Origin of the sequence: Devosia sp. (assembly GCF_041917035.1) — a bacterium.
Lineage (GTDB): Bacteria > Pseudomonadota > Alphaproteobacteria > Rhizobiales > Devosiaceae > Devosia_A.
This window is the reverse complement of the sequence record NZ_JAYRYM010000015.1, coordinates 1-24,607: the sequence shown is the minus strand read 5'-3', so window position 1 is coordinate 24,607 and position 24,607 is coordinate 1. Positions and strand designations below refer to the sequence as shown.

The 24,607-nt window shown below is 65.2% G+C and carries 25 protein-coding genes; 17 read left to right on the top strand and 8 right to left on the bottom strand.

The annotated features are described in order from the left end of the window. Window positions 1-8: 8 nt before the first annotated feature. The 8 genes from flgG to ACE3TU_RS03350 all read left to right on the top strand — a co-directional run bounded on the left by flgG (window position 9) and on the right by ACE3TU_RS03350 (window position 7,060). On the top strand, window positions 9-794 hold the full coding sequence (gene flgG / locus ACE3TU_RS03385) for a flagellar basal-body rod protein FlgG (protein ID WP_374620252.1): 786 nt from the start codon (window positions 9-11) through the stop codon (window positions 792-794). Between the two features lie 14 nt (window positions 795-808). Then, window positions 809-1,762, top strand: coding sequence for a flagellar basal body P-ring formation chaperone FlgA (gene flgA, locus ACE3TU_RS03380; protein ID WP_374620250.1), 954 nt, complete (start codon window positions 809-811; stop codon window positions 1,760-1,762). A gap of 20 nt (window positions 1,763-1,782) precedes the next feature. Beyond that, the gene (flgH, locus tag ACE3TU_RS03375) at window positions 1,783-2,523 is read left to right on the top strand and encodes a flagellar basal body L-ring protein FlgH (RefSeq protein WP_374620248.1); all 741 of its coding nucleotides are present in this window, start codon (window positions 1,783-1,785) and stop codon (window positions 2,521-2,523) included. A gap of 167 nt (window positions 2,524-2,690) precedes the next feature. Further along, window positions 2,691-2,864: a hypothetical protein gene (locus ACE3TU_RS03370; RefSeq protein ID WP_374620245.1), complete on the top strand. Its 174-nt coding sequence runs from the start codon at window positions 2,691-2,693 to the stop codon at window positions 2,862-2,864. Window positions 2,865-2,940: 76 nt separating this feature from the next. After that, window positions 2,941-4,449: a carboxypeptidase M32 gene (locus tag ACE3TU_RS03365; protein WP_374620243.1), complete on the top strand. Its 1,509-nt coding sequence runs from the start codon at window positions 2,941-2,943 to the stop codon at window positions 4,447-4,449. 70 nt (window positions 4,450-4,519) lie between these two features. Further along, window positions 4,520-4,915 (top strand): hypothetical protein, encoded by a 396-nt coding sequence (locus tag ACE3TU_RS03360; protein ID WP_374620241.1) that lies wholly within the window; start codon window positions 4,520-4,522, stop codon window positions 4,913-4,915. A 3-nt stretch (window positions 4,916-4,918) separates the two neighbouring features. Continuing rightward, the gene (locus ACE3TU_RS03355; protein WP_374620239.1) at window positions 4,919-5,362 is read left to right on the top strand and encodes a hypothetical protein; all 444 of its coding nucleotides are present in this window, start codon (window positions 4,919-4,921) and stop codon (window positions 5,360-5,362) included. A 114-nt stretch (window positions 5,363-5,476) separates the two neighbouring features. Beyond that, window positions 5,477-7,060, top strand: a complete 1,584-nt coding sequence (locus tag ACE3TU_RS03350) for an ABC-F family ATP-binding cassette domain-containing protein (protein WP_374620236.1) — start codon at window positions 5,477-5,479, stop codon at window positions 7,058-7,060. On the opposite strand, the gene ACE3TU_RS03345 is transcribed toward ACE3TU_RS03350, so the two are convergent. The 5 genes from ACE3TU_RS03345 to ACE3TU_RS03325 all read right to left on the bottom strand — a co-directional run bounded on the left by ACE3TU_RS03345 (window position 7,047) and on the right by ACE3TU_RS03325 (window position 10,837). Further along, a complete protein-coding gene (locus ACE3TU_RS03345; protein ID WP_374620233.1) occupies window positions 7,047-7,628 on the bottom strand; it encodes a DUF4360 domain-containing protein in 582 nt (193 codons plus the stop codon). The genes ACE3TU_RS03350 and ACE3TU_RS03345 overlap by 14 nt on opposite strands. A 31-nt stretch (window positions 7,629-7,659) precedes the next feature. After that, window positions 7,660-8,988: a hypothetical protein gene (locus tag ACE3TU_RS03340; protein WP_374620232.1), complete on the bottom strand. Its 1,329-nt coding sequence runs from the start codon at window positions 8,986-8,988 to the stop codon at window positions 7,660-7,662. 95 nt (window positions 8,989-9,083) lie between these two features. Next, window positions 9,084-9,680, bottom strand: coding sequence for a DUF4360 domain-containing protein (locus tag ACE3TU_RS03335; protein WP_374620231.1), 597 nt, complete (start codon window positions 9,678-9,680; stop codon window positions 9,084-9,086). A 213-nt stretch (window positions 9,681-9,893) separates the two neighbouring features. Beyond that, window positions 9,894-10,307, bottom strand: coding sequence for an RNA polymerase-binding protein DksA (gene dksA / locus ACE3TU_RS03330; protein WP_374620228.1), 414 nt, complete (start codon window positions 10,305-10,307; stop codon window positions 9,894-9,896). A gap of 113 nt (window positions 10,308-10,420) precedes the next feature. Next, window positions 10,421-10,837 carry a flagellar assembly protein FliX gene (locus tag ACE3TU_RS03325; RefSeq protein ID WP_374620225.1) on the bottom strand — a complete coding sequence of 139 codons (417 nt, stop codon included), beginning with the start codon at window positions 10,835-10,837 and terminating at the stop codon, window positions 10,421-10,423. A gap of 228 nt (window positions 10,838-11,065) precedes the next feature. Between ACE3TU_RS03325 and ACE3TU_RS03320 the strand changes: the two genes are divergently transcribed. The 7 genes from ACE3TU_RS03320 to flaF all read left to right on the top strand — a co-directional run bounded on the left by ACE3TU_RS03320 (window position 11,066) and on the right by flaF (window position 17,720). Next, entirely contained in the window at window positions 11,066-12,187 is a 1,122-nt protein-coding gene (locus ACE3TU_RS03320; RefSeq protein WP_374620222.1) for a flagellar basal body P-ring protein FlgI, read from the top strand. After that, window positions 12,187-12,510: a rod-binding protein gene (locus tag ACE3TU_RS03315; protein ID WP_374620219.1), complete on the top strand. Its 324-nt coding sequence runs from the start codon at window positions 12,187-12,189 to the stop codon at window positions 12,508-12,510. The genes ACE3TU_RS03320 and ACE3TU_RS03315 overlap by 1 nt, the downstream gene beginning before the upstream one ends. Continuing rightward, window positions 12,507-12,977, top strand: coding sequence for a flagellar protein FlgN (locus ACE3TU_RS03310; protein WP_374620216.1), 471 nt, complete (start codon window positions 12,507-12,509; stop codon window positions 12,975-12,977). The genes ACE3TU_RS03315 and ACE3TU_RS03310 overlap by 4 nt, the downstream gene beginning before the upstream one ends. Window positions 12,978-13,648: 671 nt before the next feature. After that, window positions 13,649-15,118: a flagellin gene (locus ACE3TU_RS03305; RefSeq protein ID WP_374620214.1), complete on the top strand. Its 1,470-nt coding sequence runs from the start codon at window positions 13,649-13,651 to the stop codon at window positions 15,116-15,118. Between the two features lie 244 nt (window positions 15,119-15,362). Further along, window positions 15,363-16,826 carry a flagellin gene (locus ACE3TU_RS03300; RefSeq protein ID WP_374620212.1) on the top strand — a complete coding sequence of 488 codons (1,464 nt, stop codon included), beginning with the start codon at window positions 15,363-15,365 and terminating at the stop codon, window positions 16,824-16,826. Between the two features lie 146 nt (window positions 16,827-16,972). After that, on the top strand, window positions 16,973-17,359 hold the full coding sequence (gene flbT / locus ACE3TU_RS03295; RefSeq protein WP_374620209.1) for a flagellar biosynthesis repressor FlbT: 387 nt from the start codon (window positions 16,973-16,975) through the stop codon (window positions 17,357-17,359). Next, on the top strand, window positions 17,349-17,720 hold the full coding sequence (gene flaF / locus ACE3TU_RS03290) for a flagellar biosynthesis regulator FlaF (RefSeq protein WP_374620206.1): 372 nt from the start codon (window positions 17,349-17,351) through the stop codon (window positions 17,718-17,720). Before flbT ends, flaF begins: the two co-directional genes overlap by 11 nt. A 61-nt stretch (window positions 17,721-17,781) precedes the next feature. On the opposite strand, the gene ACE3TU_RS03285 is transcribed toward flaF, so the two are convergent. The 3 genes from ACE3TU_RS03285 to ACE3TU_RS03275 form a co-directional block, all read right to left on the bottom strand. Continuing rightward, entirely contained in the window at window positions 17,782-19,281 is a 1,500-nt protein-coding gene (locus ACE3TU_RS03285; protein ID WP_374620204.1) for a hypothetical protein, read from the bottom strand. A 4-nt stretch (window positions 19,282-19,285) separates the two neighbouring features. Continuing rightward, the gene (gene flgK / locus ACE3TU_RS03280; RefSeq protein WP_374620201.1) at window positions 19,286-21,139 is read right to left on the bottom strand and encodes a flagellar hook-associated protein FlgK; all 1,854 of its coding nucleotides are present in this window, start codon (window positions 21,137-21,139) and stop codon (window positions 19,286-19,288) included. A 77-nt stretch (window positions 21,140-21,216) separates the two neighbouring features. Beyond that, a complete protein-coding gene (locus ACE3TU_RS03275; protein WP_374620199.1) occupies window positions 21,217-22,989 on the bottom strand; it encodes a flagellar hook protein FlgE in 1,773 nt (590 codons plus the stop codon). Window positions 22,990-23,237: 248 nt separating this feature from the next. Between ACE3TU_RS03275 and ACE3TU_RS03270 the strand changes: the two genes are divergently transcribed. Continuing rightward, on the top strand, window positions 23,238-24,104 hold the full coding sequence (locus ACE3TU_RS03270) for an ATPase (protein ID WP_374620196.1): 867 nt from the start codon (window positions 23,238-23,240) through the stop codon (window positions 24,102-24,104). Between the two features lie 60 nt (window positions 24,105-24,164). Continuing rightward, window positions 24,165-24,607, top strand: a 443-nt coding sequence (locus tag ACE3TU_RS03265) for a homoserine O-succinyltransferase (RefSeq protein WP_374620193.1), incomplete at its 3' end; no start/stop codon positions are given.

The following is a 24,607-nucleotide window of genomic DNA, read 5'->3' as shown; positions in this document are numbered from 1 at the left end:
AGAACCAGATGAAGGCCCTCTACATCGCTTCGACCGGCATGGCTGCACAAGAGCGGAACGTCGAAGTCATTTCCAACAACATCGCCAACATGCGGACCACCGGGTACAAGCGGCAGCGCGCCGAGTTCCAGGACCTGCTCTACCAGTCCTACCGTCGGGCCGGTGCGACCACCTCGAACGCCGGCACGCTGGTGCCGGTTGGCATCGAGGTTGGATCGGGCGTGAAGACGGCGGCGACACCGCGCGTCATGGGTCAGGGCGTGGTGGCGCCCACCGAGAAGGAACTCGATATCGCCATCCGCGGCGAGGGCTTCTTTATCGTGCAAATGCCCGATGGCCGCACAGGCTACACCCGCGACGGTTCGTTCGAGCGCGGTCCGGACGGGCAGTTGGTGACGATCGACGGCTACGAGGTGCAGCCCGGCATCACCATTCCGGAGAACGCCAACCAGGTGTCGATCAGCCCTGACGGAACCGTCGAGGCCTTCATCGGGACGGATGCGGCCCCGACGCAACTGGGTCAGTTGCAGCTGGCACGGTTCGTCAACAAGGCCGGGCTTGAATCCGCTGGCAACAACCTGTTCGTCGAGACCGCATCGAGCGGTCCTGCCCAGACCGGAACGCCGAACAGCGACGGCGTCGGCGACCTGCTGCAGGCCTACCTCGAAAGCTCGAACGTCAACTCCGTAACCGAGATTGCCGACCTGATCGCCGCCCAGCGCGCCTACGAGATGAACGCCCGCGTCATCTCCGGTGCCGACGAGATGATGCAGGCGACGAGCCAGTTGCGCTGACCGGGAGAAGATAGATGCGTTTCACTTTCCTCACGCTGCCCCTCGTCGCGACGCTGCTGCTCACATCTATCGCGACCGCTGCGCCGATGCTCCGCGCGGAAGTCTCTGTGGTTGGCGAGGTCGTCACGGTGGGCGACATGTTCGACGGGGCGGGACTGCTGGCCGAGCGCGCCCTGTTCCGGGCGCCGGCCCCGGGTACGAGCGGGCTCGTCGGTCTCGACGCCATTCGACGCGCAGCAGCCAGGGCCGGCCTGGCGGAGTATTCCGAAGAGGGCGTCATGGCCGTACGGGTGGAACGGCAGGTCTCCGTCGTCGTGGATGGCGACCTGAGCGCTCTGATCGCTGCGGATCTGCACGCCAACGGCCTCGTCCCGGTGGGAGCAACGGTCAGTGCTCGCTTCGACGCCGGCGCCATCAGCCTGAACGCCGAGGCGGTCGAGACCCCGGCCCGCCTCGTCACCCTCCGCTATCGTCCTGGAGCGGCAGGCTTTGCCGCCCGCTTCCAGATCGCGGGCCTCGCCGCACCGCTTGACCTCACCGGCACGCTGTCCATGCTGGTCGAGACTCCACATCTGGCCGCCAGCCTCAAGGCAGGTACCGTGCTGACCCCATCCGACATCGAGCTCAGGCGGGTGCCGTTCGACTTCGCCGATCAGTCCGGGGTCGAGACCATCGCCGACTTGGTCGGCAAGGAGCTCAAGCGCAACACCCGGGCCGGTGTGATGCTGAAACTCTCCGACGTTGGCGAACCCCTGGCCGTTCGGCGCAACACCGAGGTCACCGTGCTGCTCCGCTCGGGACCGATGACGCTCACCGTCGTCGGACAGGCGCTGGGCGACGCCGAGATCGGCGAACCGGTGCAGGTGATGAACACGGTTACCCGCAAGATCCTCAATGGCGTCGCCGTGAGTGCCGGCACGGTGGAGATCGCTACCGCTGCCACCAAGCTAACAGTCGCCGGCCTGTGACGCGCGAAAGGAAGACTACCATGAAGACCATCAAACTCGCAGCGCTCACGCTCCTTGCTTTCGGCCTGGCCGGCTGCTCCACGCTCGATCAACTGGGTTCGGTCGGGCAGCAGCCCAAGCTGACGGCCATTGCCGACCCGACCGCGCAGGCAGGCTACCGGCCGGTGCAGATGCCGATGCCGGACGTCGTCGCCGCGTCGTACCAGCCCAACTCGCTGTTTTCCAACGAGGCCCGCGGGTTCTTCAAGGACCAGCGTGCGCACAAGATTGGCGATATTCTCACCGTACTGGTGACGATCGACGACAGCGCATCGATCTCGAACTCGACCGACCGTACTCGCAGTTCATCGTCCGAAGGCAGCGTTGGTGGCGTGCTCGGCTCGATCTTCGGCGGCAAGGTGCCGCTGGCCGATGTCGAGGCGTCCGGCAAACTGACCACCGCCGGCGGCCTGTCCGATGGCGGCTCGGGAACGGTGGACCGTAAGGAAAGCCTCGAGACGCAAGTCGCCGCGGTTGTCGTGCAGGTGCTGTCCAACGGCAACCTCGTGATCGAAGGGCACCAGGAGGTCCGGGTCAACTTCGAGGTCCGGGACCTGATCGTGGCAGGCATCGTGCGGCCGGAGGACATTCACTCGGACAACACCATCCCCTCGACCAAGATCGCCGAAGCCCGCATCTCCTACGGCGGTCGCGGCCAGATCACTGCCGTCCAGCAACCTCGCTACGGCCAGCAGATCGCCGACGCCATCCTGCCATTCTAGTCGCTTCCCCGCTTCTCCCCGTCACATTCCCCCATTGGTGACGGCGGGCCCGGCCGGTTCCAGAACAGAACCCGCCGCCAGAGGGCGCAGTCTCCCCGGCTGCGCCCTTCCCCATTTGGGAACCCCAGGCACATTCCGAGGGTTGGACAGCCGAAAGGGGCACAACCATGGAATCAATACCGGGCATCGTCTGGGGTATCGTGATCGGCGTCATAGTCGGAGCGGCCCTCGGGACCATTCTGGGCAATGCCGCGATCGGGATCGCCATCGGCATCGCGGCAGGTGCCGTCGCTGCAGGGGTCTTCCACATCTGGCGCCAGCGACGGCCCCCCGGACGGTGATCTTGCACCCCTCGAGGGATGACAGACTCTCCCGTTGACGCTAGGCAAGGCGGACTTCAACCACGGAAGATCGCCGATGTCCGCAAACTCCGCCTTCTCCAAGCTCGATGCCCTCAGCCGCAGGCTGGAGGCGATCGAGCACGCCCAATCCATGCTGGGTGTCGACGAGGCCGTGATGATGCCCGTCGGAGGCGGCGAGAAGCGCGCCGAGGCGATGGCGACGCTCGCCGGCCTGTATCACGAGATGGCGACGGCGCCGCAGGTCGGCGACTGGCTGGCCGATGCCGAGGCCGAAACGCTCGACGAGATGCAGGCACTGGCGCTCGGAGAGTTCCGCCGCGTCTACACCAACATGACCTGCCTCTCGTCCGAGTTCGTCTCCCGGCAGGTGAATGCCCGCATCCGCAGCGAGCAACTGTGGCGCGAGCTGAGGCCGACGGGGGACTGGAAGACCTTTCTGCCGGCCTTCGAGGGAGTCGTTGCCACGGCCCGAGAGGAAGCCCAGTTGCGTGCCGACGTGCTCGGCCTCACGCCCTATGACGCCATGATGGAGCAGTACGACCCCGGCAACCGTGCCGTCGACATCGATCCTGTCTTTGCCGGACTCAAGGCCTTCCTGAAGGACTTCGTGCCCGAGGCCTTGGCGCATCAGGAGGACAAGCTCGCCCGTCGGCCCCTGAAGCCGCTCAACGCGCCGTTCCCGATCGACAGGCAGAAGGCGCTCGGCCTTGTCATGATGGAGGCCATCGGTTTCGACTTCGATCACGGCCGGCTAGATGTCTCGCACCACCCCTTCTGCGGTGGCGTGCCGACCGATATCCGCATGACAACCCGCCACACCGAGGCGGAGTTCCTAACCTCGCTGATGGGCACCCTGCACGAGACCGGCCACGGCCTTTACGAGCAGAACCTGCCGCACGAGTGGACGCACTGGCCTGTCGGCCGAGCCCGCGGCATGGCGATACACGAGAGCCAGAGTCTGTTCGTCGAAAAGCAGATTGCCCGCTCGCCGGAGTTCTGGGAGTGGGCGATGCCACATGTGCGTGAGACGCTGGGAGAGGAGGCGGTCGCCGGCTGGGAGCTCGAGGACGTCCTCGCCCATGTACACATGATCGAACGCCGGCTGATCCGGGTCGACGCCGACGAGGCGACCTACCCGCTGCACGTCATTCTGCGCTACGAGATCGAGAAGGACCTGATCGAGGGCAGGCTGGCCGCACGGGACGTGCCGGAGGCCTGGGACGCCAAGATGCGGGAGTATCTCGGCCTCTCCACCATCGACAACATGAAGGACGGCCCGATGCAGGACGTGCACTGGCCGTCGGGAGCACTGGGTTACTTCCCGAGCTACACCCTGGGCGCGATCATAGCGGCCCAACTGTGGGCCGCCATCGAGCGCGACCACCCGTCCGCGCGCGAGGACATGCGGCACGGCCGCTTCGTCGCTCTCAACGACTGGCGGCGCGACAGGATCTGGCGGGAGGCGAGCAGGTACTCCACGCCCGATCTCCTCAAGCGGGCGACGGGGGAGCCACTCAGTGCCCGTCACTTCGAGGAGCATCTGCGCCGTCGCTATCTCGCCTGACAAGTCGTTCGCCACGGCTGGACAAGTGCATCGCAGATGGCAAAGTGTCGTTCGCAATAGGGAGTCAGGAATGCGCTTTTTGGCGATAGCAATTGTGCTGGCGGGAGCGACGCCCAGTCTGGCCCAGGAGACGGTCGGCGCGGCTCAGTTCGTGGCAGACCCGCAGGCCTATGCAGGCAAGACAGTGACGCTTGGCCCGTGCTCGCTGTTTTCGGCAGAGTATGACGGCCAGTACACCTGTCGGCTGGTCAACCCCGACGGCAGCGACTTCAAGGATGCGAGCGACCTGCCGGTGGACCTGTTCATCGTGGTGGCCGGCATGGACCCCAGCGTCGGCGACTACGTCAAGGCCAGGTGCGACTCCTACGGACTTTGCCAAGGCACGGTGACAGTCACGGGGCCGGTCGATGTTGGCATCCTTGGAGGAGCGACCTTCAGGAGCTCCCGAATCGACCCGGTGAACTGACCGATGGAAGGAAATGCCTCCCAGGCGCTGATCATCGGCCTGCTGATCCCGATCGGTTTTCCGTTCGCATTGCTGCTGGTCTGGAGCCTCGTGCTGACCATCCTATCCGCGGTCAGCGGTTGGTCGTCGCTGGCAGGTCGCTACCGTACGGCCGCCAATCCGGTGCTGCGCGGTCTTTCGTCCCAGAGCGGCTGGGTCGGACCCGTGCACTACAGCCGGACGCTCAACCTCAGCAGCGGACCGGACGGACTGCGACTGTCGATCATGCCACTCTTCGGGTTTCGCCACCCGCCGCTGCTGATTCCCTGGAGCGACATCGGCACCGTGACACCGAGGCAGGGACTGGGAGGGAGACTCGTTGAGCTTGCCGTAGGCTCCGAAGGCGGCGTCACCCTGCGCCTGCCGGAAGCTGCACTCGCCGGGCGACCGGAGCCGACGAGCGGTTGACTTGGGGCAGCCGATGCCTATGTATCCCCGGTCGCCAACGCCGACAGGATGTGGACGCAATGAAGTACCCGATGATCGCCAACGCCGCCCCAGAACGTCATCAGGTCCTGTTCCATGCCCGCCCTGCTCTCCCTGCGCTCCGTCGGCTTTCGCCTGCCTGACGGCACGCCGCTCCTCGACAACCTCGATCTCAGCTTCGGTCCGGTTCGCACCGGAATAGTCGGACGCAACGGCAGCGGCAAGACGACGCTCCTGCGCCTCCTGGCGGGCGAACTGCAGCCCGGCGCTGGTACCGTCGCGGTCGAGGGACATATCGGCCAGATGCGCCAGATTCCCGAGCGGGAATCAGGAACCGTAGCGGATATCCTCGGGGTTGCTGCCGCGCTCGAGCGACTGCGCCGGCTGGAACGTGGCGCCGGTTCCGCCGAGGATGCCGCCGAAGCCGATTGGTCTCTGCCGGCGCAAATCGAGATGGCCCTCGGCGCCCTGGGCCTGCCCGCCCTTGCACCGGACCGACTGGCCTCGACCTTGAGCGGGGGACAGCTCACACGACTGGAACTCGCCCGATTGGCTCTGGCGGAGCCGGACTTCATCCTGCTGGACGAACCCACCAACAACCTGGACGAGGACGGGCGGGATGCGGTGCTTGACCTGCTGAGGGGCTGGAGGACCGGCGCAATCGTGGTCAGCCACGACCGGAAGGTGCTGGCCGAGATGGATGCGATCGTGGAACTGACCAGCGCCGGGGCTAGCCTTTTTGGGGGCAACTGGGAGTACTACGCCGAACGCAAGGCCGTGGAGCTGGAGGCCGCGCGCCACGCTCTGGCAAATGCCGAGCGGCAGTTGGAGGAACTGGACCGCCGCACCCAGCAGGCCCGCGAACGCAAGGCACGGCGGGACGCAAGGGGCGCCCGGTTGGCCGCCAGGGGCGGCGTGCCGAAGATACTCCTAGGCGGCATGAAGTCGAACGCCGAGGCCACCAGCGGCGAGCTGTCCCGGCTAGCCGAGCGGCGGCGGGCGGGCGCCCTCGATGAACTCTCTGCAGCACGCTCGGACGTCGATATCCTGACCCCGATGTCGGTTGTCCTGCAGCCGAGCGGGCTGCCGGCTGGCCGCATCGTCCTGCAACTGACCGGAGCCAGCGCCGGCTATGACGGCGACCCTGTGTTGGTCGAACTGGACGTCACTATTGCCGGCCCCGAGCGGGTCGCCATCACCGGGGCCAACGGCAGCGGCAAGTCGACACTGCTGAAGCTCGCCACCGGCGCCCTTCCCCCGCTCAGTGGCACGGTCCGCATCACGCCACGCCACGCCATGCTCGACCAGCAGGTTGCGATACTCGACCCGGACCGGACCATCCGCGCGAACTACCTGAGGCTCAACCCCGAGGATGGAGAGAATGCCTGCCGCGCCGCCCTTGCACGCTTCATGTTCAGGGCCGAGGCGGCCTTGCAGCCGGTTGGAACGCTCAGCGGGGGCGAAAGGCTGCGTGCCGGACTGGCCGTCACCATCGGCAGCGGCAACCCGCCTGAGCTCCTGATCCTCGACGAGCCGACCAACCACCTCGACCTGCACGCCGTCGCCGCCATCGAGGCCGGCCTCAGGGCGTTTGACGGCGCCCTTCTCGTCGTCAGCCATGACCGCGCCTTTCTCGACGCGATCAGGATCACACGGCAGATCGAACTCAGCAGGATTTGACCTTGAGGCGGTAGACGATGGCGGCCTTGACGTCCTGCGACCGGACGCTGGCCGAAGCCGCCTTGCCCCCGGACGTCTTCACGATGAGGCTGGTGTTGGTCCGCAGCGTCACGCCACCACCGCAGCCGGACCAGCTGAGGGCCGCGTCACTGGACACGGCGAACTTGCCCTTGGACGGCCCGGAGACCGTCTTGGTGAATACCGGCCCCTTGCCGCCGGCGAGGAACTGCTCGACCTTGAAGGTCGAACTGGCCCCGGCGGGCAAGTTGTTGTAGCCGGCATAGTCGATGCCCACCACCGCAATCGCCTGCCCCGCAGGAACGGTCACCGGGATGGAGACGCTGCACGCCTTGCGATCGAACGACTTGCCGGTCGAGCCGCCGGCGGCGACCTGGTAGCGATCGAAGCGCAGCGTGATGGAATTGCCGCTCATTGCAACCGACGCGCTGCCCGCAGGACATCCCGGTCCACCATAGGCCGGCCTGCCGAGCTTGAGCGAGGCTGCGTCGACGGTCCCAGTCGACAGAACCAGTGCCGCAAGGATCGGAGCCATCATCCAGGTCTTCATCTTTTGCCCTTTCGCGGCCGTTGCCGCGCGTTCAGAACTTCATGGAGGCGCCCGCGCCGGCCTGCAGGTGCGTCCCGCTCTCCGACCCGGTCGAGCCGAGCGCGAAGACGCTGACGGTCGTCGCGGGGCTGAGGGCCCAGCCGAGACGGGCGCCGTATTCGGCGAAGAACTCGCTGACCGCGCCCGCCTGTACGTCACCGACAAAGGCGACGTTTGCCGTCAGGGCGTCGTGGGCGACGCTCTGCCCCACTGCCCCGTGCAGGGTAAGGTCCAGATCCTCGACCAGTTCGGCGGTCCAGGCCGCGCGCAGCCTGACGGCGTCGAAGGTTCCGGTCGCCGTTGCCGTCGCGATCGGGAACAGGTTCGATCCCCCGATCGTCTCCTCATACCCGTCCACGCCCAGCCAGGTGCGCGATACCGCGACGGCGAACACGAGTTCGCTGGTAGGAGCCGGCCTGACCAGTACACCGGCCTCTGCCTCGAACCCGAACAAATGGCCCGCCGTGCCAACGAGGACGGTCGCTCCCTCCGGGGAGCCGTCCGAATAGTGCCGAGTGAACGTCAGGTTCATGCCCGGCGCGAGTCTCAGGCCGGCAGACCCGATGATCCGGAAACTGGCGCCATCGTCCGGCTGCAGGTAGCTGGCCTTGAGCCCCAGCAGGGCGCCATTGCTGGCCACGCCACCCACGGACTGGTCAAAGAGTGCCGCGCCGCCATCAAGAAGGAAGCCGCCGCCGAGATCGAAGTGGGCGGTGCCGCCGACGATATGCGATCCGACGGCCCCGAACACGCCGACGCTGTCCTCGCGCTCCATCGCCTGGTTGTCGCCGATGAGCAGGCCACCCGTGGCGCTGAGGTGGGTGACCAGTGCGGTGCGACCGAGGGACAGTTCAGTAACCGACGCCACTTGCGCATCCCACGTGGTGAATCCGGCCAGCACGTCGATGCTATCGAGTTCGGCGCCTGCTGCGCCATCGCCGACGACCGCGAGACCGAATTCCGCGTCGAAGCTGGCGATCGGCCCCAGACCAGTACCGAAATAGTGGGTGTAGAAGGCGTCCTCGAGATACTCCCCATCCACGACCTGGGACTGGGTATCTCCGTCATAGGTCACGCTGTAGGTGGCACTCTCGCCGGTTGCGAGCGCCACAAAGCCGCGTGAGTCGATCTTGTAGACGCCGAAGTAGCCATCCGGGATCGGGACCGCGACGTTCACGGCGCAGGTCGAGGCATCGCCGCCGAAGACGATGAAGCCGTCCGGAAAGACGGTCGCCGACCGGTCGTCAGGAGCGATCACCACGTCGGGCGGTGCGTTGCTGGCAGCGCAGTCGGCGGCCGCGGCGGCGCCGGTGCCGATCAAGAGAACCAATCCAGTCGCAACAACCCGCATCCAGCTACTCCAGCCTCGGCGGGACGGCCTCCGTTCGGCCGTCCCGATCGATCAACTGGTACACTCTAGCACTGCTTCCACTGCAGCTGGTAAATGATTGCCGCGCTGACGTCTTCGGAGTCGACCGTCGCCAGCGCCTGCTGGTTGTTCTTGGTGGTGACGCGGATCGACGAGTTGGTGCGCAGGTTGACGTCCGCGCCGCAGGCCGACCACACGATCGACTGCGCCGTCAGCTTGTTCTGGATCAGGTAGTCCTCGTCCTTGGGACCGTTGAACTGCTTGGTGAAGGTCGGGCCACGGGCGCCGGCGAAGAAGTACTCGACGTTGAACTGCGAGTTCGCGCCAGCCGGGAAGTTGTTGTAGCCACGGTAGTCAATGGCCAGCACCGCGATGGAGATGCCCTGCGGCACATGCACCGGTATCGCGACGTTGCAGCTCTTTCGGTCGAACTTTTTGCCGGTGTCGCCGCCGGCCTCAACGACATAGGAGTCGAACAGCAGGCTGAGTGAAGTCGCATCGGGGCTCAACGTCGCGGAAACACTGCCGCCGGGGCAGCCGGTGCCGCCATAGCCGGGCTCGCCGAGCGTAATCTGGTCGGCCTGCGCCAGGGTCGCGACCGAGGCGGTGGTCAGAAAGGCAGCAATGGCGAGCAGGTTCTTCATTTCCGGTAGTCCTTTGTTTCGTTCCACAGCGTTTCGCCGATTGAGACCAGCCTAGGCGGCCGAGCCTGACCGAGGGCTGAGTCCGCCGTTCATCGCAGGTTCAGAATCGCTTGTCGCATCAAGGCTGGGCTTGGACGCTGGCGAGATTGCGGCGAAGGGCAACAAAAAAGCCCCGCTCGATGGCGGGGCCTGAAAAGCCGCACCAGTCGCCACCTATTCGTCGCGATACACCTTCTCGCGGCGTTCGTGCATCTCCTGCGCCTCGAGCGATAGCGTGGCAATCGGTCGAGCATCGAGGCGCGCCAGCCCGATGGGCTCGCCTGTCTCCTCGCAATACCCGTATGTCCCATCGTCGATGCGCTTCAAGGCCGCGTCGATCTTGCTGATCAGCTTGCGCTGCCGATCACGGGTCCTGAGCTCCAGCGCGCGGTCACTCTCGGACGAAGCGCGGTCGGCCATGTCGGGGTGGTTCTGGCTCTCTTCCTGCAGGTTTTCCAGCGTTTCGCGACTTTCGCGGAGGATCTCCTCCTTCCAGCGCTCCAGCTTCTGCCGGAAGTACTCCCGCTGCCGCGGGCTCATGAACGGCTCATCTTCCGTGGGCCGGTATTCAAGAACTTCAGAGGTCATTCCTGACTCGCTACAAAGCGCCCTTGGCCGGCCTTATAGTGGCGCGGAGGGGGCCTCGCAAGCCTTGAGAACCTTGCTGATTAATGGCGAAGGGAAACGCCGCGAAGAACGCGTCAGGCCGGAAACAGGCCGCGCTTGGCCAGTTCCACCCGAGCCCGGAGTTCGATGTCGTCGATCAGCCCGTCGAGGCCCGGCTCGGCCCGCTCGCGCGCCTGTGACAGCACGGTCATGAGCTGACCGAGACGGCCCTCCGAAACCCTGCCGAGCAGCAGGTCGGCCCGCAACTCCTCAAGTGCATCGATGAGCTGCGAGCCACGCCGGACCAGCTTTCGACGTTTCAGAAGTGGGTCCTCGACCGATTGCAGAGCAAGCAGCGTCGCGATCGAGGCCGTGGCAGACATGGCGCTCGCAGGCCGGGCATCGACCGTCGTCGGACCGCCCTCATCCACGATGAAGGCGGACGATGCCGTGCCTCGCCCCGCTGGGCTACGCCCCGCAACAGTCACGCGCTGATTGCCGTCGATCCGCATTGGACTCACCGCTTGGCCCTGGCCGGCAAAATCTGCCGCCACCGGTTAAACATTGGTTAATCGACCCGGCACTTGTTGCCTGCCACACCTGTCTGGTGAGGTCCACGGGACAGCGTTTTCCATTCCATCTCAATAGGTTGCATCTCCCCGGGGCGAGTTGGCACGGATATCGCACTGGTACCGGCAGTACGACGCATGGGGATGCGACGTCGAGATCGGGGACTGGCAATGCTGCACACTCTTTTCAAGCGGATGCTGGCTGGCGTTCTTGCCGCCACGCTGATGCTGCAGCCGGCGGGGGTCGACGCGGCCGCTGCCCGCATCAAGGATATCGTCAACATCGAGGGCGTTCGGGACAACCAGCTTGTCGGCTACGGTCTCGTGGTCGGCCTCAACGGAACCGGCGACAGCCTGAACAACTCGCCCTTCACCAAGCAGAGTCTGCAGGCGATGCTCGAGCGGCTCGGGGTCAACACCCGCGGCGAGAACATGCGCACCGCCAACGTCGCGGCGGTGATGGTGACGGCCAACCTGCCCGCCTTCTCGACGCAGGGTTCGCGCCTCGATGTCAACGTCGCGGCCCTCGGCGATGCCTCGAGCCTGCAGGGCGGAACCCTGCTCGTCACCCCGCTGCTCGGGGCCGATGGCGAGGTCTATGCCATCGCCCAGGGGTCAGTGACGATCAACGGGTTCAAAGCCGAGGGCGACGCGGCAACGATCATCTCGGGCGTGCCGACCACCGGTCGGATATCGTCGGGCGGCCTGATCGAGCGCGAGATCGAATTCACCCTCGGCGCCCAGCGGAGCCTGCGCCTGGCGCTGCGCAATCCAGACCTGACCACCTCCCGTCGCATTGCGCTCGCCATCAACGACTTCATCGGTGTGCCCTGCGCTACCCCGGAGGATCCGGCGACTATCCGCCTCACCCTGCCCCGCAACTTCAACGGCAACATCGTCGACCTGTTGACCGACATCGAACAACTCGTGGTCGACACCGACCTCTCGGCCAAGATCATCATCGACGAGAACTCCGGCCTGATCGTCATCGGTAAGGACGTCCGGGTGTCCACCGTGGCGGTGGCGCAATCGAACCTGACCGTCACCATCGCCGAGAACCCCACCGTGGTGCAGCCGAATCCGCTGAGCCTGGGGCAGACGGCCGTCGAACCCGCCACCGACCTCACGATCCAGACCAACGACAGCAACCTCGCCATCGTCAACGAGTCCGTCAGCCTGCAGCAACTGGTCGATGGTCTCAATGCACTCGGCATCAGTCCGCGCGACTTGATCGCCATTCTGCAGGCGATCAAGGCGTCCGGCGCGCTGCAGGCGGAAATCGAGGTACTCTGATGGTCTCCTCGGCCGCCGCATCCTCCACTCTTTCCACAGCGCAGTTGGGGCAGTTGCGCCGCCATGCCGAAGATCTCGAGGGCGTGTTCCTTAACACCCTGATCAAGGAAATGTTCGCCTCGCTCGAGACCTCCCCCGACGCGATGGGCGGGGGGTTCGGCGAGGAGACCTGGCGCAGCCTGCAGGCCGAGCAGTTGGCCGACAGCGTTGCCCGCGCCGGTGGCATCGGACTGGCCGATGCGCTGCTGCCCGACCTCATCGCTGCGCAGGAGTCCGCGCAGTTCGCCGCCAATGCAGCCCCAGCAGGAGCCTATCGCCGATGAATGCCGCCGAACGCATCGCCGCCCTTGACACCCTGCCGGCCAACGAGTTGAGCAACGCGGCACTGTCCACCCTCGATCGCCTGGTCGAAATCCTCAACCAGGAGACCACCCTGCTCCGCGCCGGGCGCCTCAAGGAGGCCGGGGCGCTTTCGGCCGAAAAGACCCGGCTGGCGCAGGACTACATGGGTCTCGCCCGTTCGGTGCAGCGTCAGGCGACGCGGCTGCAGCGGGAGGCACCCGCGGCGGTCGAAGCATTGCGCAGGGGGCACGAGCGCTTCGCCACCCAGATGGCCGAGAACCTCAGAGTGATAGCAACCGCCCGCGCCGTGACCGAGGACCTGCTGACCGACGTCGCCAACGCCATGGGGGCCGGGTCCCGTCCCCGCACCTACGGAGCCAATGGCACACTCGCCACGCAACCGTCGGCCACCGCTGCCCGGGGCCTGTCGGTGAACCGCGCGCTGTAGGTTCAATTCGACACAAATCCTCGGCAGGACTGCAAACTCCTGGCAAGCCGACCGGGGCATCCTGCACCCAAACTATGGGCAACAGGGATTGCCAAGATGAGCGCCAGGATAGCGCCCGAGCCGGTCAGCGCAGCAGTCGGGTCAGCCGTGAACTTCCGTTCGCGGCCGGCCAGCAACGATTCTGCGTCCCAGCAGCAGCCAGATCACAGCGCTTCCGGCACAGCCGCCGCTCCTGCGCAGCAGACGCTGCCGATCCGCGAGGCGCCACCCCCGCCGCCAGCGCCCGGTGCGGCCTTCGCAGTCGCTCTCATTTCCGGGCAATTGCCTCCGAGGCCCACCTCGGAGCGCGAGATCATCATGCGGCTGGGCAGTGCGGACCTGCCGTCGCAGGGATCGCTGGCGCTGCACGACAGGCGAGTCTAGCCCGTTTCGATTCTGCCGCCCGTCTTCCGAGGTAACCAAACCGCCCCATACCGGGACACGGCAGAACTTGCCTATCGCCTAATTTCCCATTTCAAATCAGATGACTAACGGGAAACGAAGCCGTCACACAAAGGATAAATTAACCGTCCTCGGCAGCGTCTCGTTAACCATTCTTAAGACTCCCCCCGGTAGGATGACCACAAGCCTCAGAATGAGGTTTTTTCAGTCAGCGCCAGAAGGGAACTTCAATGTCGGATGTTAACCTCTCAAAAGCGGTTCGATCGAACCTACTGAGCCTGCAGTCCACCGCGACCGCCATGGCGAAGACGCAGGAGCGTCTCGCCACCGGCCTCAAGGTGAATACGGCGCTCGACAATCCCACCAACTTTTTTACCGCCGCGTCGCTGAATAGTCGTGCGTCCGACATGGCCAACCTGCTGGACTCGATGTCCTCGGGCATCAAGACGATCGAAGCGGCCGACAACGGCCTCAAGTCGATCACCAAGACCGTCGAGACAATGCAGTCCACGCTCCGCCAGGCGCGCCAGGACAAGTCGTTCAAGACCGAGTCCTACACGATCGACCTGGGTTCGTCCCCGGCCGGCACCGAGCAGATCACCTTCGAGGACGGCTCGGTGGGCACTACGCCGGTGGCGATCGACCTCACGAAGAACACCGCTGCGGTGGCGTCGGACGTGTCGACGGCGACCGGCCTCACCGGGGCTACCCAGCTCGACGACGTTGCCCTCGGTCTTGCCGATACCGAAACCTTCTCGGTCAGCGACGGCACGACGACCTATACCTTCACCGCCGCCTCGGGCGACGACGTCTCCGACCTGATCGCCGGCATCAACGGCGCCTCGGGCCTGAACGTCACCGCCAGCCTCGATGACAACGGTTCGCTGAAGCTGGAAGCCGATACCAACGACATCGGCATCACCATCGCCGGCACCGGCGCCATCATCGGCATCGCCACACAGTCGACGCCGACCGCCGTCAACACCGCCAAGACAGTGGATGAACTGGTCTCGGAAATCGGCGCGACCGCCAGCCTCGACGACAAGATCCGTGCCTCCAACGACAACGGCAAGCTCCGCATCGAGAACCTCTCGACCTCGGAACTGACGGTAACCGGCGTGACGACCGCCGGCGTCGTCGATGGCAGCACCTCCACTCAGGAGATCCTCGGCAACGCGGTGCGCAAGAACCTCGTCAAGCAGTTCAACGAACTGCGCGACCAGCTCGACAAGTTCGCCGATGACGCCTCGTTCAACGGCATCAACCTGCTGCGTGGCGACAAGCTGAAGCTGACCTTCAACGAGACCGGCTCGTCGACCATCGAGATCCAGGCCAAGGACGAAAGCGGTACGCCGACGTCGATCAACAACACCAACCTGGGCATTGTCGAGGTGGCAAATGCCGACTTCGACAGCGACGTGACGCTGGACGCCAAGCTCGAGACCCTTGCCGACGCCATGGGCAAGCTTCGCTCGCACGCTTCGTCCTTCGGTTCCAACCTGTCGATCGTCGAGAACCGCACCGACTTCACCAAGAACATGATCAACACCCTCGAGACCGGTGCCGCGAACCTGACGCTCGCCGACACCAACGAGGAAGCGGCGAACCTTCTCGCCCTGCAGACCCGCCAGCAGCTGTCTTCGACAGCCCTGTCGATGGCCTCGCAGGCCGACCAGGCCGTGCTCCGCCTGTTCGGCTGAAGACGTCCTCGCATCGATCCGGAAAGGCGGGCCTCGGCCCGCCTTTTTCTTTTTGTGGACATGGACTTCGCTTCATTTCCGGACAGCCTGGAAAGGCCCCGTTAACCCCGCGAAATATCTGCAATCCCGCATCGCATTTTCCGGACCCGATTAAGACTTTCTTCTGGTCTGGCCCCAATGATCGGGAGCACGTCTCAGAAAGAGGCGGATGTAAACGTGTAAGGTCCTAGAAAGGGCTATTCCAATGGATGTGAATCTCTCCAAGGCGGTTCGTTCGAACCTGCTCAGCCTGCAGTCCACCGCCGACGCCATGGCCAAGACGCAAAATCGTCTCGCTACCGGCCTCAAGGTGAACTCCGCGCTGGACAACCCGTCGAACTTCTTCACCGCCACGGCGCTCAACAGCCGCGCCTCCGACATGGCCAACCTGCTGGACTCGATGTCCTCGGGTATCAAGACGATCGAAGCGGCCGACAACGGCCTCAAGTCGATCACCAAGACCGTCGAGTCGATGCAGTCCACGCTCCGCCAGGCGCGCCAGGACAAGTCGTTCAAGACCGAGTCCTACACGATCGACCTGGGCTCGTCCCCGGCCGGCACCGAGCAGATCTCGTTCGAAGACGGCTCGATCGGCACCACCGCCGTCGATGTCGACCTCACCGAGAACACCGCTGCGGTGGCGTCGGACGTGTCGACGGCGACCGGCCTCACCGGGGCTACCCAGCTCGACGACGTTGCCCTCGGTCTTGCCGATACCGAAACCTTCTCGGTCAGCGACGGCACGACGACCTATACCTTCACCGCCGCCTCGGGCGACGACGTCTCCGACCTGATCGCCGGCATCAACGGCGCCTCGGGCCTGAACGTCACCGCCAGCCTCGATGACAACGGTTCGCTGAAGCTGGAAGCCGATACCAACGACATCGGCATCACCATCGCCGGCACCGGCGCCATCATCGGCATCGCCACGCAGTCGACGCCGACCGCCGTCAACACCGCCAAGACGGTCGACTCTCTCGTCTCCGAAATCAACGCCAACACCAGCCTCGAAGGCAAGATTCGCGCCTCCAACGACAACGGCAAGCTCCGCATCGAGAACCTCTCGACCGAAGACCTGACCGTGACCGGCGTGAACTCTGGCGGCGACGTTGACGGCAGCACCGGGACCGACAGCATCGGCGGCAACGACGTGCGCAAGAACCTGGTCAAGCAGTTCAACGACCTGCGTGACCAGCTCGACAAGTTCGCCGACGACGCCTCGTTCAACGGTATCAACCTGCTGCGCGGCGACAAGCTGAAGCTGACCTTCAACGAGACCGGTACCTCGACGATCGAGATCCAGGCCAAGGACGAAGACGGCGCAGCCACCTCGGTGAACAACACCAACCTGGGTATCGACGCCGCGGTCAACGCCGACTTCGACAGCGACACCACGCTGGACGCCAAGCTCGAGACCCTGAGCACGGCGCTCAACAGCCTGCGGTCGCAGTCGTCGACCTTCGGCTCGAACCTGTCGGTCGTCGAAAACCGTCAGGACTTCACCAAGAACATGATCAACACCCTCGAGACCGGTGCCGCGAACCTGACGCTCGCCGACACCAACGAGGAAGCGGCCAACCTTCTCGCCCTGCAGACCCGCCAGCAGCTGTCTTCGACAGCCCTGTCGATGGCCTCGCAGGCCGACCAGGCCGTGCTCCGCCTGTTCTAGGACGTCGATCCACGGATCAGGAAGAGGCGGGCCAAGGCCCGCCTCTTTCGTTTCACGGCTCAAGCGCAAACACCCGGACGGCGGTAGCGTTTTGGTGACGCGGCGGGTGCTAGTATGGCGCATCGTATCCAGCGACGAGCCGATCCATGTCCCTCAAAGTCGAGCTGAAACCCGGCGAGCGCCTGATCGTCGGCAACTGCGTGATCACCAACTCCGATCAGCGCACGCGGCTGTTCATCGACGGCAAGGCCCCGATCCTGCGCGAGAAGGACATCCTCACCTTCGACACCGCCGACAGCCCGGCCAAGCGCATCTACCTGGCCGTCCAGCTGATGTACATTCACGAGGATGTCGAGCGGATGCGTTCCGACTATTTCCAGCTCGTCAACGACATCGTCACGGCGGCGCCCTCGACTACCCGCATTGTCGACGAAATCAACAACGAGATATTAACCGGCTCCCTGTACAAAGCCCTTAAGGCTGCGAAAAAGCTGATCCAGTACGAGCAGGAACTTCTCGCAAATGCAAAATAGTGCGGCGCGGGCCTACCAGCAGGTGGGCAAGCAGACGGTCAGTCCACGTGTTCTCGAGGCCAACCTGCTGTCTCGTGCCGCCGGCCAGCTGCAGCGCGTGCGCGACGAGTGGGACTCCGCGCAGGGCGAACTGTTCACCGCCCTCACCTACAACCGCAAGCTCTGGACCGTGTTTCTCGGCTCGGTGACCGGCGAGGAGAGCCAGCTGCCCAAGGCGCTGCGCGAGAACATCGCCAATCTCGGCCTGTTCGTGATGAAGCAGACGATGTCGATGCAGGCCGAGCCCGCACCGCAGAAGCTCACCGTGCTGATCAACATCAATCGCGAGATCGCCGCGGGGCTGCGCGCCGAACGCGCCTGAACCTGCGACATGTGAGCAGACCGAATGGGCCCGCCGCGCGCGGGCCTTGCGCTTTTCCGGCCTACTTCAGGTAGTTGACCAGCGACAGCTGGCTCAGCAGGGCGGTGGTCTGGTAGCTCGCCTCGAGCCGGGTCTTGAGCGCCAGAAGTTCCATGGCAACCTCCTCCGACGGCGCCTGCTCGATGGTGTCGAGCATGTTGCCCAGTTGCGCCTTGTGATCGGTGTGACGCTCGCCGACCGCACCCGCGGTTGCCTTGGCCAGGCCCATCTCGACGGCGATGACCTCGATCGACCCCGATGCCGTCGCGCTGTCCGCGAGGCGGCTGGTGTTGCGCGACGTCATCGCGGCGTAGCGATCGGCCGAGGTCGGGTCCGACTGCGGAAAGATCTGCGCGGCCATCGCAGCGAGAGAGCGAACCAGCCCGACGAGGCCGGCCTCGTTGGCCTGAACCCCGTAGGCAACGGTCGTCCCCTGCCCGACCTTGGAGGTGACGGAGGTACGCGGGTTGGCACTGTCCTCCCCCTTGTACCAGAACACCGTGTTGGTCGGGGTGCCGGCGACCAGGCCCGTCGCCGTGTCATAGGGTGGCCCGTCGACCCGCATCGGCGTTTCGCCCTGGCCGAAGAAGAAGTTGTCGGCCGCTGCATAGGAAGAGGCCGCCACCATCTTGCCCTCGGCGAGCTTCTGCACCGAGGCCTGCAACGCCACCTGAAAATTGGCGGCGGTGGCATTGGCATCGGCCCCGATCTCGAAAGCGCCCTCCTCCGCGGCGTCGGCACTGGCCGTCATGGTGATCGACTCCTCACTGCCGTCGGGCAGCGTGAAGCTGATCGTCACCGTCTCGCCGACGATCGGCAGCGTCGCGCCGAACTGTACCGTCAGCGAAGGTGGCGCACCCGCGGCCGGGGTGGTGGCGATGTTGGCGCTGGTCGTGGAGATCTGCGCGAGCTTGAGGCCGAACGGATGCGTTCCGTCCTCGGCCAGCGTCACCGTGTCGGTGGCAGCACCGACCGTCAGGCGACCCAGATGGGAGGTTCCCAGATCGGCAAGGCGGCGCTCACCCATCACCTGCTTGAAGCCGGCGCGGGTTCCCGATCCGTTGAGCACGTCGTAGGGGTCGGCGACCGGCTTGCTCTCGGTGCGGCTGCCGCCGAACATGTAGCGGCCGGCGATATCGACGTTCATCAGCGTCAGCACCTCGTCGAAGCGGGCAGCCGCGAGGGTCGGCGTGGTTTCGAAGTTGAGGCTGTCCTGGCCGCCGGCCCCGGACATGGTCGAGGCGCGCGAATCCGCCTCGATCACGTTCAGGCGGCTGATGGTGTTGTCGAGAACGTTGAGCCTGAGGTTCACCGTCTTGATATTGCCCTGGTAGCTCTCGATGTTGGCGATGCGCTGCCGCAGCGCCAGGTCGAAGTAGCGGTCGGTGCCCATCTCGCCCAGGTTCGACGCCTTGAGACCGCTCGCCAGCTGCGTCTGCAGCTTGTCGTAGCGCTGCTTGATCCCCATGATGTTGTTGATCCCGGTGGACAGCGGGAACATCGATTTGTTGATCACGGTCATGGGATTACCTCACGATCTGCATGAGCGAGTCGATCAGCTCCTGAGCCACCGACATCACGCGTGCATTGGCTGAGAAGGCATTCTGCAGTTCCATCAGCCGCGCCATTTCCTCATCGACATCGACGCCATATTCGCCCTCGAGCCGCTCCCCCAGGGCGTTGAGCGTCAGCTCCTGCGTGTCGGCATCGGAGATCGCCGACGCGGCGGCATTGCCCTGGAAGTTGATGGCCTGGCTGATGAAGTCGCTCACCGTACCGGCAAGCCGGAAGCTGGCGTTCTGCCCGGTCGTCCCGAGGCTGCCGGCGAAGCGCATGCTGCCCAGGTTGTCGACCAGGCTGTCAACGCGCTTGGCATCACCGAGAGAAGTCGTCGCCTGGTACTGCACCAGCAGCTTGTTGTCGGCCAGAATCTCGGTGTTCACCTGGATGCGGCCGGCAAAGCCGAGCCGCTGGCCGTTGCCGTCCAGCGCGTTGGTATAGTCAGCATTGTTGAAGTCGACGAACAGGTTGATGGCAAGGTCGCCGTTCTGCAAGCCGGTCGAGGTCCAGCGACTCGACGCCGACACCATGTCGGTCGTGCCGCCGGCCCCGTCGTCGACGATGCGGATCGTGACGCTGGACGGGCTGGTGACCACCAGCCCCGCGCCGAGGCGGTTCTGCAGTTCGGTCGCAACGGCAGCCGAACCCGCAGTGAAATCGAGCCCGATCACCCTTGCGCCGTTCGCGTCAACGTAATCGAGCGGCATCTTGCTGGTGTCGTCGACATGCAGCACCCGCACGGCCTTCTCGATTCCACCCTGGGTGTAGGAGAACGTGAACTCATTGCCGTTGCGGACGTTGGAGATGTCGAGATCGAAGCCGTTGGCGAGGCCGGCAGTGACCTGGGTTCCGGCCGTGACATTGGTCGACAGCGACATCGCCAGGGCACTGGCAACCTCGTCCAGCTGATCCTGCGCCTGGACCAGCTTAGCGTCTCGAAGCTCGACGAGGCCCGCCAGTTCACCGGAGGCGAGCACATTCTGCTTCACCAGGTCGATCGGCAGGCCCGCCGATGTCATCAGCATCAGCCGGCCGACCTTGGACTTGGTGTCATCGGTGCTGAACTGCGATGTGGCGGCCAGCGCACCGGCGGACTCGAACGAGAAGATCGAAGCCCGGCCATCGAGGATTCCGACGCCGGAGCGGGTCATCAGCGCCACGGTGTCGTCGTTGCGGTAGGCCACCCGCAGGTCCATCTGCTCGGACAGCGAGGACACGAGGCGATCGCGCTGGTCGAGCAGCGTGGCGCGCGAGCCGGGATCGATGCCCTGATCGGCAAGCCGGATGTTGATCTTCTCCAGCGAGGAGAGCTGCGCGTTGATGTCGTCGACGCTGGTGGCAATCCGGCTCTCGACCTCCTGCCGGAGCGACTGGATATCTGTGGTCAACCGGTTGAGCGTGCTGGCGAGCACCTGGGCTTTCTGCACGGTATCGGCCCGCGCCGCGAAGCTGTCAGGGCTCGTCGAGAGCGAGGTCAGCGATGTCTCGAAGCTGTTGAAGGCGTCATCGAGCGAGCCGACCGTACCGGGCATGCCGAACAGGGTCTGCACGCGATCGAGATAGCTCGACTGCACGCTGGCGAAAGCGGAGTCGGAGACCGCCCGCGTGTAGTGCTGCTGCAGGCTCTGGTTGAAGGTGCGGCTGAGCGCGCCCTCGCGGGCGTAGGTCGAGTTGACACCCAGCGTCTCGATGACGCTGAGGGCCCGCTTGTGGTAGCCGGGCGTGCCGGCATTGGCGACATTGTAGGACAGAACGTCAAGGGCGTTCTGCCCGATCTTCATGCCGCTCAGCGCGTTGCTCAGCGTAACCGACAGACCCATTGCACCCTACTCCTCGTCTACTCGAATGCCCCCGGCGGCGCCCGCCGCCGGCGCACCACCCGACGCGCGGGTCCGCCTCAGCGGACCATGTTCAGGGCTTCCTGCAGCATCTGGTCGGCGGTCGACACGATCCTCGTGCCGGCCGCGTAGGCCTGCTGCGTCACGATCAGCTTGGTGAACTCCTCCGAGATATCGGTGTTGGACGCCTCCAGCGAGGAACCGATGACGCCGCCGCCATTGTCGAGGATCGGCTCACCCGAGTCGGAGGTCGCGGCGAACACGCCGCCATCCATGCGCTTGAGCTGGTTGGTGGCGTTGAAGTTGGCGGTCACCACCTGCGCGACCTCGAGCTGCTGGCCATTGTTGTACGACACCACCACCCGACCGGCATCGTTGACCGAGACCGAGACATACTCGCCCGCCGCATAGCCGTTCTGGCTGAGCGCGGTCACCTCGGCGGTGCCGTTGGGGTCGGCGAACTGGGTCAGCCCGCTGGTACCATGCTGCAGCCGCACATCGCCGATGGTGACGCCGTTGACCGTCAGCGCCGGCAGATCGGTGTACTCGATCGGCGGGTTGGGCGAACCGTCGGCTCCGAACTGGTAGTCGCCGCCGACCCGGGTCCACATCGTCTCGGTCCCGGTGGCCGCCGCATCGGTGAGGATGAACAGGTTCCACCGCTCCGCGCCGCCATTCTGCGTCGAGTTCACCTTGGCCCAGCGCATCTGCACATTGGCCGGCGCGCCGTTGCCGGCATAGACGGTGATCGCGCCGCCGGAGATCGACTGCGAGATGAAGCTGTCGACATCATCCGCGGCAACGGTCGGCACCCGCGCCGCGAGCGCAGTGGCCTGGGCCACAGTCGGATCATAGGTGCCGTTGGTCAGATTGAAACCGATGGCCGAGGTGCCCGTCGTCGCGTCGGTGATGGTGATGCTGTCGGTGATATTGCCCGCCTCGACCTCGATTTCGCCATCGCCGTTGAGCGATACCGTCGCGCCGGTGGCGCCGGCCGTCACGAGGTCCGCCTGAATGGCCGCCAGCATCTCGGCCACGGTGTCCGTCGTGGCGTCCGAAACGTCGATGGTCGGCATCGTGGTGCCGCCCGAAGCGGTGAAGGCATAGGTCCGCGTGGTCGTCCCGATCTGGATCGTGAGGCTGTCGCCAGCGGCGGCGACGGTCGAGGCCGCAGCGGTGCCGACGGCCGCCGCGCCGGTGGTGGCGGCCGCCTGGTCGGGCGTGATGCTGAGGAAATCCGTCGCTGCAAGGAGTTCCGACCCGGCCGTCTGCGAGGCCTGGTAGCGCGGCGTCTTGGGCAGCTGCGGCAGGTTGATCTCGTAGTTGACGCGCGTCGTCTGCTGCGCCGGCAGGAAGGAGTTGGAGACCTGCAGCACCTGCGGCACCGAGCCCGAGATGTTCTGCGTCGCCGGATCGATCGGAAGGCCCTTGAGATAGTAGCCGGCGCCGTTGACGAGATAGCCCGACTTGTCCATCTCGAAATCGCCGCGGCGGGTGTAGTAGTTCGCGCCGGCAAAGGTCGCCGAACCATCCGCCTGCCCCGAACGCGGCTCGACTATGAAGAAGCCGTTGCCGTTGATGGCCATGTAGGTCTCGGTCGAGGCGCCCTTGACGTCGCCCTGCACGTTGTTGGTGGAGCGCGACTGCGCCAGCACGGAGCCGGCGGTCTGGCGCTTCTGGGCCGCGTCCGGGATCAGGTCGACGAAGTCGGTATCGGTGCGCTTGAAGCCGGTGGTCTGGCTGTTGGCGATGTTGCCCGAGATGTTCTCGAGGGCAAAGGACTGGGCGCGAAGCCCGGTGACCGCGGTGGAAAGTGCGCCGTAGATACCCATCTTGACTCCATAACCCTATCGTGCGCGCCGGACGCGCTGGCTCGTGAGGGTCGATGCAAGACCGATGCCAGTTGCACCAGGGGCTGATTTCATTGAGAAATCCAGCTTGGCGCCGTTTCTTGCGGCGCCGTCGGGGAAAAAGAGTCCGAGCGCGTCGGCAACAATTGCCGCCCCACACCCGCCCCATGCCCTTGACCTTGGCCGGACATCGGCTAAACGCTTGCTCACACCCGGACCGGACCCGACCGATGCTGTTCAGAACGCCCGAGGAATTCCTCAGCGCGCCGCGCCATGCGGTGACGGTGTTCGGCATGGCCGGCGTCGGCAAGACCTGGCTCGCCTCGCTGCTGCGCCGGCACCACTGGTTCCACTATTCGGCCGACTACCGCATCGGCACGCGCTACATGGGCGAGTTCATCGTCGACAACTTCAAGGCCGAGGCCATGAAGGTGCCGTTCCTGCGCGACCTGTTGCGCACCGACTCGATCCGCATCGAGAGCAACATCACCTTCGCCAATCTCGACCCGCTCTCGACCTATCTGGGTCGACCCGGCGACGTGAAGCGCGGCGGGCTGCCGCTGGCCGAGTACCAGCGCCGCCAGGAGCAGCACCGGGTTGCCGAGATCGCCGCGCTGCAGGACGTGCCCTACTTCATCGATCGCGCCGAGCAGCTCTACGGCTATACCGACTTCATCGCCGATACGGGTGGCTCGCTGATCGAGGTCATCGACCCCGACAATGCCGACGACCCGGTGGTGAAGGCCCTCACCGGCTCGACGCTGCTGCTCTACATCCGCGGCACCGAGAAGGACGCGGCCGAACTCGTCCGGCGCTTCCGCCAGAGCCCCAAGCCGATGTACTACCAGCCCGCGTTCCTCGTGCGGAAATGGGCGGAGTTCAAGGCGATCAACCGCGTCGCCGACGATGCCGACGTCGATCCCGACGCCTTCGGCGCATGGGGTTTCGAGGCACTGCTGCACGACCGGTTGCCGCGCTACCAGAAGCTCGCCGACAATTTCGGCTACGCGGTCGATGCCGCCGACCTCGCCACCGTGCGGGACGGCGACGAGTTCCTCGACCTCGTGGCCAGCGCCATCGGACGGCGAATGCGATAGCGCCCCACAGAGGGGCGCCGCATCCGTCATCCGTTCGCGTTTCCAAGTCACGAGGCAACGATGCCCATTCGCATTCCCGACCACCTGCCCGCCCGCAAGACCCTCGAAGCCGAGGGGGTCGTCGTCATGGATTCCTCGCGCGCCGCGCGCCAGGATATCCGCCCGCTGCAGATCGGCCTGCTCAACCTGATGCCCAACAAGGAGCGGACCGAAACCCAGTTCGCCCGACTGATCGGCTCCACCCCGCTGCAGATCGACCTGACCCTGGTGCGCGTCAGCGACCACCAGTCCAAGAACACCTCCGAGGACTACCTCAGGAGCTTCTACTCGACCTGGGAAGAGGTCCGCGACCGCAAGTTCGACGGCTTTGTCGTGACCGGCGCACCGATCGCCCACATCCCGTTCGAGGAGGTCAAGTACTGGTCCGAGATGCTTGAGATCATGGACTGGACCGGCTCGAACGTGCACCAGACGATGTTCATCTGCTGGGGCGCGCAGGCGGC

Excerpts from the sequence above, each read along its gene's own strand:
- flgG (WP_374620252.1), top strand. The coding sequence starts at position 9 with ATGAAGGCCCTCTACATCGCTTCGACCGGCATGGCTGCACAAGAGCGG.
- flgA (WP_374620250.1), top strand. The coding sequence starts at position 809 with ATGCGTTTCACTTTCCTCACGCTGCCCCTCGTCGCGACGCTGCTGCTC.
- flgH (WP_374620248.1), top strand. The coding sequence starts at position 1,783 with ATGAAGACCATCAAACTCGCAGCGCTCACGCTCCTTGCTTTCGGCCTG.
- ACE3TU_RS03370 (WP_374620245.1), top strand. The coding sequence starts at position 2,691 with ATGGAATCAATACCGGGCATCGTCTGGGGTATCGTGATCGGCGTCATA.
- ACE3TU_RS03365 (WP_374620243.1), top strand. The coding sequence starts at position 2,941 with ATGTCCGCAAACTCCGCCTTCTCCAAGCTCGATGCCCTCAGCCGCAGG.
- ACE3TU_RS03360 (WP_374620241.1), top strand. The coding sequence starts at position 4,520 with ATGCGCTTTTTGGCGATAGCAATTGTGCTGGCGGGAGCGACGCCCAGT.
- ACE3TU_RS03355 (WP_374620239.1), top strand. The coding sequence starts at position 4,919 with ATGGAAGGAAATGCCTCCCAGGCGCTGATCATCGGCCTGCTGATCCCG.
- ACE3TU_RS03350 (WP_374620236.1), top strand. The coding sequence starts at position 5,477 with ATGCCCGCCCTGCTCTCCCTGCGCTCCGTCGGCTTTCGCCTGCCTGAC.
- ACE3TU_RS03345 (WP_374620233.1), bottom strand. The coding sequence starts at position 7,628 with ATGAAGACCTGGATGATGGCTCCGATCCTTGCGGCACTGGTTCTGTCG.
- ACE3TU_RS03335 (WP_374620231.1), bottom strand. The coding sequence starts at position 9,680 with ATGAAGAACCTGCTCGCCATTGCTGCCTTTCTGACCACCGCCTCGGTC.
- dksA (WP_374620228.1), bottom strand. The coding sequence starts at position 10,307 with ATGACCTCTGAAGTTCTTGAATACCGGCCCACGGAAGATGAGCCGTTC.
- ACE3TU_RS03325 (WP_374620225.1), bottom strand. The coding sequence starts at position 10,837 with ATGCGGATCGACGGCAATCAGCGCGTGACTGTTGCGGGGCGTAGCCCA.
- ACE3TU_RS03320 (WP_374620222.1), top strand. The coding sequence starts at position 11,066 with ATGCTGCACACTCTTTTCAAGCGGATGCTGGCTGGCGTTCTTGCCGCC.
- ACE3TU_RS03315 (WP_374620219.1), top strand. The coding sequence starts at position 12,187 with ATGGTCTCCTCGGCCGCCGCATCCTCCACTCTTTCCACAGCGCAGTTG.
- ACE3TU_RS03310 (WP_374620216.1), top strand. The coding sequence starts at position 12,507 with ATGAATGCCGCCGAACGCATCGCCGCCCTTGACACCCTGCCGGCCAAC.
- ACE3TU_RS03305 (WP_374620214.1), top strand. The coding sequence starts at position 13,649 with ATGTCGGATGTTAACCTCTCAAAAGCGGTTCGATCGAACCTACTGAGC.
- ACE3TU_RS03300 (WP_374620212.1), top strand. The coding sequence starts at position 15,363 with ATGGATGTGAATCTCTCCAAGGCGGTTCGTTCGAACCTGCTCAGCCTG.
- flbT (WP_374620209.1), top strand. The coding sequence starts at position 16,973 with ATGTCCCTCAAAGTCGAGCTGAAACCCGGCGAGCGCCTGATCGTCGGC.
- flaF (WP_374620206.1), top strand. The coding sequence starts at position 17,349 with ATGCAAAATAGTGCGGCGCGGGCCTACCAGCAGGTGGGCAAGCAGACG.
- ACE3TU_RS03285 (WP_374620204.1), bottom strand. The coding sequence starts at position 19,281 with ATGACCGTGATCAACAAATCGATGTTCCCGCTGTCCACCGGGATCAAC.
- flgK (WP_374620201.1), bottom strand. The coding sequence starts at position 21,139 with ATGGGTCTGTCGGTTACGCTGAGCAACGCGCTGAGCGGCATGAAGATC.
- ACE3TU_RS03275 (WP_374620199.1), bottom strand. The coding sequence starts at position 22,989 with ATGGGTATCTACGGCGCACTTTCCACCGCGGTCACCGGGCTTCGCGCC.
- ACE3TU_RS03270 (WP_374620196.1), top strand. The coding sequence starts at position 23,238 with ATGCTGTTCAGAACGCCCGAGGAATTCCTCAGCGCGCCGCGCCATGCG.